Origin of the sequence: Citrobacter sp. Igbk 16 (genome assembly GCF_028069755.1) — a bacterium.
GTDB lineage: Bacteria > Pseudomonadota > Gammaproteobacteria > Enterobacterales > Enterobacteriaceae > Citrobacter.
The window spans coordinates 57,141-63,697 of sequence record NZ_JANEWJ010000029.1 but is presented as its reverse complement, the minus strand read 5'-3'; the positions used below and the strand labels follow the sequence as shown (position 1 = coordinate 63,697).

General features: G+C 51.4%; 7 protein-coding genes. 4 read left to right on the top strand and 3 right to left on the bottom strand.

Translation table 11 applies throughout. The features are described from left to right. On the top strand, positions 1–515 hold a 515-nt coding region (locus tag NNO03_RS17680; protein WP_271450125.1), incomplete at its 5' end, for a helix-turn-helix domain-containing protein. 1 nt (position 516) lies between these two features. On the opposite strand, the gene ampH is transcribed toward NNO03_RS17680, so the two are convergent. Continuing rightward, positions 517–1,674, bottom strand: a complete 1,158-nt coding sequence (gene ampH, locus NNO03_RS17675) for a D-alanyl-D-alanine-carboxypeptidase/endopeptidase AmpH (RefSeq protein WP_271441112.1) — start codon at positions 1,672–1,674, stop codon at positions 517–519. A 381-nt stretch (positions 1,675–2,055) separates the two neighbouring features. Between ampH and sbmA the strand changes: the two genes are divergently transcribed. Continuing rightward, positions 2,056–3,276, top strand: a complete 1,221-nt coding sequence (sbmA, locus tag NNO03_RS17670; protein ID WP_040232769.1) for a peptide antibiotic transporter SbmA — start codon at positions 2,056–2,058, stop codon at positions 3,274–3,276. Between the two features lie 14 nt (positions 3,277–3,290). Continuing rightward, the gene (locus tag NNO03_RS17665; protein WP_271450124.1) at positions 3,291–4,394 is read left to right on the top strand and encodes a DUF1615 domain-containing protein; all 1,104 of its coding nucleotides are present in this window, start codon (positions 3,291–3,293) and stop codon (positions 4,392–4,394) included. Here NNO03_RS17665 and NNO03_RS17660 read toward each other — a convergent pair. Further along, entirely contained in the window at positions 4,379–4,702 is a 324-nt protein-coding gene (locus tag NNO03_RS17660) for a YaiY family protein (RefSeq protein WP_048212467.1), read from the bottom strand. The two genes, NNO03_RS17665 and NNO03_RS17660, sit on opposite strands and share 16 nt — an antisense overlap. A gap of 263 nt (positions 4,703–4,965) precedes the next feature. On the opposite strand from NNO03_RS17660, the gene NNO03_RS17655 reads away from it, so the two are divergent. Beyond that, complete coding sequence (locus NNO03_RS17655; RefSeq protein ID WP_137384665.1) at positions 4,966–5,187, top strand: DUF2754 domain-containing protein; 222 nt, start codon at positions 4,966–4,968, stop codon at positions 5,185–5,187. A gap of 22 nt (positions 5,188–5,209) precedes the next feature. On the opposite strand, the gene ddlA is transcribed toward NNO03_RS17655, so the two are convergent. After that, a complete protein-coding gene (ddlA, locus tag NNO03_RS17650) occupies positions 5,210–6,304 on the bottom strand; it encodes a D-alanine--D-alanine ligase (protein ID WP_271450123.1) in 1,095 nt (364 codons plus the stop codon). Between the last annotated feature and the right edge of the window lie 253 nt (positions 6,305–6,557).

The window sequence follows — 6,557 nt, the reverse complement described above, 5'->3', positions numbered from 1 at the left end:
ATGATATAAATAGTGATGATACCTTTATTATTTTAAGTGGTGTGGTTTCCTTGAGAAGAGGGGAGAATATTCTTGTCGGCATCGCGCAGGCTCCATTTATTATGGGGATTTCTGATGGTGTTATGAAAACAGAAGTGCAATACAGAATAATGACCGAAAGTCATTGTACGGGATACCATCTTCCTGCTACAAAAACGATTAATATCATTGAGCAATGCCAGCTTTGGCGCGAAGCTTTTTGCTGGTTGGCTTGGCAGCACTGTATACTTGAGCTTCGTGATCTGCAGTTAATAGGCAATAATTCCTACGATCAAATTCGCGCTACGCTGATATCCATGACGAAATGGGATGACGTTTTGCGTTCGCGTATTGGTGTAATGAACTATATTCATCAACGCACACGAATTTCACGCTCAGTGGTTGCTGAGATCCTCGCGGCATTGCGTAAAGGTGGCTACATTGAAATGAACAAAGGCAAACTGGTGAGTATTAACCGTTTGCCTTTTGAGTATTGAATCAGGAGGCAGGGATTACTTGCGGTTTGTTGCCGCTCAGTTCGCTCACCAGATTGTTGATTCCGTCGCTCATATTGGTAAAGCGGGTCAGCGGGGAGCGGGTCACAACGACAAAGGCACCCACGTTTTGCTGCGGGATCATGGCCATATAGGTGATGAATCCACCGCCGCCACCTGTTTTTTGAATAATCCCCGGACGGCCATTCTTCGGTGCCATATAGACCCAGCCTAAACCCAGTGCATCGGCTTTGCCGGGAACGTCCATCCCAATTACTTTGGTTAACTGTGTGCGCTGGTAAATCAACGTCTGCATCCGGTCGGCCTGCTGGCTACGATGATAAAAATCAGAGGAGAGATACTGTTGCATCCAGCGCATCATATCACCGGGGGTAGAATAGACGCCGCCGCTGCCCATGGCCGCCAGCGTATTGTTACACGGGCTGGCGCCTTTTTCCGCGACCATCAGGCGTGCGCACTGATCGGGTGACGGGGTAAAGGTGGTGTCTTTCATCCCGAGTGGTCGGGTGATTTTCTCTTCAAACAACTGCGGATAAGGTTTGCCGGACGCGGTTCCCAGCGCATCGGCCAGCAGGTCAAACGCCAGGTTTGAATAAGAGGCCTGCGAGCCTGGTGCGGCTTTTAGCGTTGCGGTAGAGAGATAGCTCCAGCGTTGTTCGCGAGTCGGCCAGACAAAGACCGGGCGTTTTGCCGCGCCGCCAGGTTGCTCGCGTGGCAGTGCGCTGGTGTGCGTTGCCAGATTCACCAGCGTAATAGGCGTTCCCTGATATGTCGGAACGCGTGCGCCTGGTGGTGCATATTTACTCAATGGATCGTTGAGTTTTACCGTACCCTGATCGAGTAATTTCACTAACATTTCACTGGTCATTAATTTGGTCAACGACGCAATGCGAATGACGGAATCCAACTGTGGGTGAACATTATTGCCGGGGCGCGTTTCACCAAAGCTACGAAACACGCGCTGATTACCATCAATCACCACAAGCGCCATCCCTGTAGCTCCGCTGCCGTAGAAAATATGATCGGCATACCGGTCGACGATGTCAGAGGCAAAGACGGGATCGGTTATAGGCTGTGCCGCCTGGACAGATGTCAATGACGCCGCACACAGCGCGGCAGAAAAAAGCAGACTACGTTTCAACGGTGGTGTCCATGAGTTAGAGGAAGTAAAAGATGACGTGCGTATGCGTATTTATACTACTCGTTGGCATATTGCAAAGCGCTTATCAGCCAATGATAGTGGGAAAAACGTAACGATGAGTAAACGTGGGCTTTTCCCGGAGAGTGGATGTTCGCTTTTGTGATCTCACGCTGTAATAATCTGAACATGCCGGAACGCTGTCGGTGTGAAAACCGCAGAAACAATTCTACAAAACCAGATAGCGAACTAAGTGCGTCGGTTCTGGTCACAATTGTCGGTTTCAGCTTGTGTTTTTTGGGCGTAAGCCGTCTTGTCGTGGTAAACCACCGTGGCAAATGCACAGCAGTCGTCATAACGATAAGAAGTTAGCAGGAGAGCACTATGTTTAAGTCTTTTTTCCCAAAGCCGGGGCCGTTCTTTATTTCGGCATTTATTTGGGCACTGGTCGCTGTTGTATTTTGGCAGGCGGGTGGGGGAGCCTGGGTTGCACAGATTACCGGCGCATCGGGGGATGTACCGATTAGCGCAGCGCGATTCTGGTCGCTGGATTATCTGATTTTTTATGCGTACTACATTCTGTGCGTTGGCGTGTTTGCGCTGTTCTGGTTTATCTACAGTCCGCACCGCTGGCAGTACTGGTCGATACTCGGTACCTCGCTGATTATCTTCGTGACCTGGTTTCTGGTTGAAGTCGGCGTCGCCGTCAACGCCTGGTATGCCCCGTTCTACGACCTGATTCAAACCGCGCTCAGCACGCCGCATAAGGTGAAGATTGAGCAGTTCTATCAGGAAGTGGGGATCTTTCTCGGGATTGCGCTGATAGCCGTCGTCATTGGCGTGATGAACAACTTCTTCGTCAGCCATTACGTCTTCCGCTGGCGTACCGCGATGAACGAACATTATATGGCGCACTGGCAGCATCTGCGTCATATCGAAGGTGCGGCGCAGCGTGTGCAGGAAGACACCATGCGTTTCGCTTCCACGCTGGAAGACATGGGCGTGAGTTTTATTAACGCGATTATGACGCTGATTGCCTTCCTGCCGGTACTGGTTACGCTCTCTGCGCATGTCCCGGATCTGCCGATTGTTGGACATATTCCCTACGGTCTGGTGATTGCCGCGATTGTCTGGTCGTTGATGGGGACCGGGTTGCTGGCCGTGGTGGGGATCAAACTGCCTGGGCTGGAGTTCAAAAATCAGCGGGTGGAAGCAGCGTACCGTAAAGAGCTGGTGTACGGTGAAGATGATGGTAATCGTGCGACGCCGCCGACGGTTCGCGAGCTGTTCCACGCGGTGCGTCAAAACTACTTTCGCCTCTATTTTCACTATATGTACTTCAATATCGCCCGTATTCTTTACCTGCAGGTTGATAACGTTTTCGGTTTGTTCCTGCTGTTTCCATCGATTGTTGCCGGTACGATTACGCTCGGTTTGATGACGCAAATCACCAACGTGTTTGGTCAGGTACGCGGCTCGTTCCAGTATTTGATTAATTCGTGGACGACGCTGGTTGAACTGATGTCTATCTATAAGCGTCTGCGCAGTTTCGAACGTGAACTGGATGGTCAGGAAATTCAGGCTGTTACCCATACGCTTAGCTAACAAAAGGAGATGTTATGTCGACGGTTTCCCGTCTTTACCCCTTGTCTGGTCTGGCCGCATTGGTGTTGGTGGGATGTAGTAGCCAACCCGCGCAGCCGTTAAAAAAAGGGGAGAAACCCGTCGATGTGGCGAGCGTGGTGCGCCAGAAAATGCCTGCCAGTGTGAAAGACCGGGACGCGTGGGCGCAGGACCTGGCGAAAACGTTTGCCAGCCAGAAGCTGGCACCGACGGTCGAAAATATCTGTTCGGTGCTGGCGGTGGCGCAGCAGGAGTCCAACTATCAGGCCGATCCGGTTGTCCCGAATTTAAGTAAAATAGCCTGGAAAGAGATTGACCGTCGCGCCGAGCGTATGCATATCCCGGTGTTTTTGGTTCATACCGCACTGAAGATTAACTCGCCAAATGGGAAAAGTTATAGCGAGCGTCTGGATTCGGTGAAGACGGAAAAGCAGCTTAGCGCCATTTTTGATGATTTCATCAATATGGTGCCGATGGGGCAGACGTTGTTTGGTTCGCTCAACCCGGTGCATACCGGGGGGCCGATGCAGGTCAGCATTGCGTTTGCCGAACAGCATACTTCCGGGTATCCGTGGAAAATGGAAGGAACGGTACGTCAGGAAGTCTTCACCCTGCGCGGTGGACTCTGGTTTGGCACGTATCACTTGCTGAATTACCCGGCGAACTATAGCGCACCCATCTTCCGTTTCGCGGATTTTAATGCGGGATGGTACGCCAGCCGTAATGCGGCGTTTCAGAATGCCGTCAGCAAAGCCAGTGGTGTGAAGCTGGCGCTGGATGGGGATTTAATTCTCTACAACAGCAAAGAACCGGGTAAAACGGAGCTGGCGGTACGCAAGCTTGCCGGGAAGCTGGGGATGAGTGAGAGCGATATCCATCGTCAGTTGCAAAAAGGCGACAGCCTGGCTTTTGAGGACACCGCGCTGTACGAGAAGATCTATAAGCTGGCGGAAGCGAAGGCAGGAACAGCGTTACCACGGGAAATGCTGCCAGGTATTCAACTGGAAAGCCCGAAGATTACGCGTAATTTGACCACGGCATGGTTTGCTAAACGCGTGGACGATCGTCGGGCGAAGTGTATGGGTCAGTCATCGTTGTGATGACGATGGCGCCAGCGCACCACCGCCGCGATAACGCCAAGGATAAGGCATCCAGTGAGGAAGGGAATCAGTCCAAACAGGGTGCCGACGCCTAAGCCAATTTCAACGCGTGGGCGTCCGGTCTCTTGCATCTGTAGCTGCATCAGTTCTTCATAGATACCGGGCGCATGGGCTAACAGATTTAAAACCTGAGCTCCGGCCCAGAAGCAAAACAGCACAAAAACGGCATACGCAATGTTGCCGGGCAGAGAGGAGGTATCTCGATGCTTGCCCTTAAACAGGGATTTTGAGAGCGTAAAATCAGCCATAGGGACCTCCAGAAATATCCTGCGTTGTCGATGCCATACCAGTAACTGACAGTGAGTCTGACAGGTGATCGGGATTGTCAATATCAGAATGATGGTAATTTCAGGTAGAGATTATTCCTGGATTTTGGTTTTTTGTTGAGCGTCACAAATATGTAACCTTAAGTTAAATTAACTCACATTTCAGAATTTCCGCACAGGACACAGACGCCCACAGGGAAATGTGCGAGGATGCTGCTCAACGATGTACTTCCACCGGAGTTGTTATGAACCTGCCTGTAAAAATTCGCCGCGACTGGCACTATTACGCGTTTGCCATTGGGCTGATCTTTATTTTGAATGGCGTGGTGGGATTATTGGGGTTTGAAGCGAAAGGATGGCAAACCTATGCGGTGGGGCTGGTTACGTGGGTGATTAGCTTTTGGCTCGCGGGACTTATTATTCGCCGTCGTGTCGATGAGGATGAAGACGTCAAGGATGCCCAATAGTTATCGGGCATCCTGTCTGTTTTTACATGCTGGTTTTCAGCGCGCTATCGGCAGCGTGGCGCTCCAGCGCCAGCTCGATCAGACGTGTGATCAGATCGGTATAGCCTAAGCCGCTGGCCTGCCACAGTTTGGGATACATACTGATGTTGGTAAAGCCTGGCAGCGTGTTGATCTCGTTGATCACCACATCATTCTCTGCGGTCAGGAACACATCCACCCGCGCCATCCCGGCGCAACCCAGCGTCTGGTAGGCCTGAATAGCGATCTCACGGATCTTGTCGTTAATTTCTGGCGCAATCGCCGCCGGAACCACGACTTTGGCCCCGTTATCGTCAATATATTTGGTGTCGTAAGCGTAGAAATCGCTGTTCAGGACGATCTCGCCACAGGTGCTGGCCTGCGGGTGATCGTTTCCCAGTACCGCACATTCGATCTCGCGGCCTTTGATCCCTTGTTCCACCACCACTTTATGATCGAACTCAAACGCCAGTGCTACAGCCTGGTCGTATTGCGCTTCGCTGGTGACTTTGCTGACGCCAACGGATGATCCCTGATTGGCTGGCTTCACAAACAGCGGCAGACCCAGACGCGATTCGACCTCAGCAAAGCTGATGGCATTGCGATTGGCGCGGGTGAGCGTAATAAATGGCGCGATGTTTAATCCGGCATCGCGCAGCAGACGTTTGGTGACGTCTTTATCCATGCAGGCCGCAGAGCCCAGCACATCAGAACCGACGAACGGTAAATTTGCCACGCGCAGCATGCCTTGCAGTGAACCATCTTCACCCAGCGTGCCGTGCACGATAGGGAAAATAACATCGACCGTAGGCAACGGCTGACCGTTTTGCGCATCGATTAACTGCTGTTCTTCTTTACCCGGTACCTGCGCCAGACTGGTCGCGGAAGGACGCAACGCAATGCGTGCCGGATCGTCAGCGTTGAGCAGATAGTTGCTGGCATCGCTCACGTGCCACTGCCCTTGTTTATCAATACCTAACAGCACAACGTCAAAGCGAGTCTTGTCGATGGCATCGACAATATTTTTTGCCGATTGCAATGACACTTCATGTTCCGCTGATTTACCACCAAATACGATTCCTACTCGCAACTTTGCCATCTTAAAAACCCATTCCTTGAATGCAAAGCACATACATTACCACGACAAAACGCAGGATTCCTCGGCTTCTGGCAGATTGTTTTGGTGGATTCCACGGGAATGAATACGCACAAACCCACAGGGCATGTTCGAAGCATAATCCCCTGCGTGTAATGTGGGTTTGATGTGATGAATATCACAAATATGATGAGCGGGGAGATAAAATACTAAACTGTGAAACATCGCACCTCTGGACCCTCGTTTGCAGGCGTAA

Coding starts and splice junctions, on each gene's coding strand:
- NNO03_RS17665 (WP_271450124.1), top strand. CDS start 3,291: ATGTCGACGGTTTCCCGTCTTTACCCCTTGTCTGGTCTGGCCGCATTG.
- NNO03_RS17660 (WP_048212467.1), bottom strand. CDS start 4,702: ATGGCTGATTTTACGCTCTCAAAATCCCTGTTTAAGGGCAAGCATCGA.
- NNO03_RS17655 (WP_137384665.1), top strand. CDS start 4,966: ATGAACCTGCCTGTAAAAATTCGCCGCGACTGGCACTATTACGCGTTT.
- ddlA (WP_271450123.1), bottom strand. CDS start 6,304: ATGGCAAAGTTGCGAGTAGGAATCGTATTTGGTGGTAAATCAGCGGAA.
- sbmA (WP_040232769.1), top strand. CDS start 2,056: ATGTTTAAGTCTTTTTTCCCAAAGCCGGGGCCGTTCTTTATTTCGGCA.